The sequence below is a fragment of the Bacillus sp. mrc49 genome (assembly GCF_002803435.1).
Genome location: NZ_PHNG01000761.1, coordinates 1 through 1,972 on the forward strand (window position 1 = coordinate 1; position 1,972 = coordinate 1,972).

Here is a 1,972-nt window from a genome sequence, read left to right on the forward strand (position 1 = left end):
GTCCACCTTCCCAGCCCTGATGAATGAAATCGTACTCGTCAACGATCCCATCGTCCCTGCAAGCTTATTCGTTGCTAATGCCGCTGAAGGTGAAATTCCCGTAAACAATAAGGCTGGAATCGAGATCAATCCCCCGCCGCCCACAACGGAATCGATGAATGCAGCAACAAAGCCGGCAAGTATTAAAAATAACAACGTATAGAGGTTGATATCCTCCATGTATTCCCCTCCCCCAAAAGCAAAAGCATTACACCTCATTTTTCTCCCAGATGATCGGATAACCACTCCTCTGACGTGACAATGAATCCATGCCGCCTAAGCAAAGCCGCGGTCACTCCATTCCCGGCCCTCTTCTCCCCCATGAATTCACCATTATAAATCGCCGCACTGCCACAGGATGGACTATTTTCTTTTAAAACGACCAGCGTCGCCCCAATCTCCTGGGCTTTCAATAAAGTAAGCTTCGCTCCTTCTATGTACAGTGCCGTTACATCCCTGCCCGTCCTTTCGATGATCTTGGCTTTTCCATCAAGTACATCCTCACCAGCACCGCCGACAATCTCCGCTGGCTCCCTCGGTACCGAAAAACCACCATGCAGCTCCGGACATACCGATACAGCCTTTTTCTCGCCAATTAATGCCCTGATCCTCTCATCCAGGCTGTGAGTCCCGTTATATCTCACCTCAAAACCCGCCAAACAAGAACTCACCAAAATCATCCAATCACCCCAAACACCATTTTACCATTCTTCTCATCACAACTGTGACAAGACGTTAGGAGAGGAAATCGAATCATTGACGCCGTGGGGCGGATGAATTCGTGCGTAGGTCGAATTATGGGGCTGGACGGATTATGAAGGTGGACGGTCGGATTATTGTCGGCGTAGGACGGATTATGAAGGTGGACGGTCGGATTATGAAGATGGACGGCCGGATTATTGTCGGCGTAGGACGAATTATGAAGGTGGACGGCCGGATTATTGTCGGCGTAGGTCGGATTATGAGTGATTTAGTGTAATTTTTCCAGCTGAATCAATAAAAAAAGCGCCTACAGTGAAAATCATCCCCGCAAGCGCTTCTATTATTAGTTAGTGGAGTTCAAAGATAATAATTCGTAAGTGATGATGGTTTTTTCACCGGTCCATTCGACTTTTTGGATCACGGCCGTTCCACTTGTATCGGATTGTTTCGTTTTTCGTACATCGATTGGGATATCGATCGGGTATAGCCGGTACCCATCTTTAGCGAGCCGGAAAATATTTTCTTCTTCGCGGGTTTCATTTCCTTTTGTAACGATCATCGTGTTGAGTTCGATGGGCATGCCCATGTGAATCTCCTCCTCTTTTCAATATGCTTGGATTATACTTCATTCTATCATTTTTCCGTTTTATTTTTCATCCAAGATGTTAAATCTTCGACTACTTTGCGGTTGACTGCAGGTGGGAAGTAATGGGTGAATTGAGTGAAATACCAGCTTTCGACTTCTTTGCCGTGCAGCTTCAATCTCTTCTCCAGACGATAGGCGTGTTCAATGGCCACATTGTCATCTTTTTCACCGTGAATGATCAGGACAGGGACATTCAATTCTTCAATCGCAAATAAGGGTGTACGGTATTCATACTGATCCGGGCATTTTGTCGGGGTGCCGCCGATGACCCGCTTCATCATCCGGCGCATATCTACCCGTTCGACATACGTTAAGAACATGTCCGATACGCCTCCCCATGTGACGATCGATGCTGCAGTCCTGCAGTGTATCCCCGTCCAAAGCGCCATGATGCCGCCGCGGGAAAATCCGAGGATATGGATGTGATCCTTGTTTACCCGCGGATGCTGTTCAAGTAGGTTGAAGCCTGATATCGCATCGTATCGATCTTCGCCTGCAAAATCCTCATCCCCCTCACCGCCTTGATTCCCACGATAAAAAGGGGCGAACACGATGAAGCCTTCCGCTGCATACTGAACGATCCTT

The 1,972-nt window shown here is 47.7% G+C and carries 5 protein-coding genes; 1 reads left to right on the plus strand and 4 read right to left on the minus strand.

Annotation, left to right across the window (positions count from 1 at the left end; translation table 11 throughout):
• Together CVN76_RS22560 and CVN76_RS22565 are read right to left on the minus strand one after the other, a co-directional pair.
• Positions 1-219: TSUP family transporter (locus CVN76_RS22560; RefSeq protein ID WP_157805761.1), on the minus strand; the 219-nt coding region annotated here is incomplete at its 3' end.
• Positions 220-254: 35 nt separating this feature from the next.
• Complete coding sequence (locus CVN76_RS22565; RefSeq protein ID WP_100530156.1) at positions 255-719, minus strand: DUF523 domain-containing protein; 465 nt, start codon at positions 717-719, stop codon at positions 255-257.
• Positions 720-820: 101 nt separating this feature from the next.
• Between CVN76_RS22565 and CVN76_RS31195 the strand changes: the two genes are divergently transcribed.
• Positions 821-1,018 carry a hypothetical protein gene (locus CVN76_RS31195; protein ID WP_157805762.1) on the plus strand — a complete coding sequence of 66 codons (198 nt, stop codon included), beginning with the start codon at positions 821-823 and terminating at the stop codon, positions 1,016-1,018.
• Between the two features lie 66 nt (positions 1,019-1,084).
• Here CVN76_RS31195 and CVN76_RS22570 read toward each other — a convergent pair whose 3' ends face one another.
• Together CVN76_RS22570 and CVN76_RS22575 are read right to left on the minus strand one after the other, a co-directional pair.
• Positions 1,085-1,327: a DUF2584 domain-containing protein gene (locus tag CVN76_RS22570; RefSeq protein ID WP_061142075.1), complete on the minus strand. Its 243-nt coding sequence runs from the start codon at positions 1,325-1,327 to the stop codon at positions 1,085-1,087.
• A 47-nt stretch (positions 1,328-1,374) separates the two neighbouring features.
• Positions 1,375-1,972 (minus strand): alpha/beta hydrolase family protein (locus CVN76_RS22575; protein ID WP_100533131.1); only part of this gene is annotated, 598 nt, incomplete at its 5' end.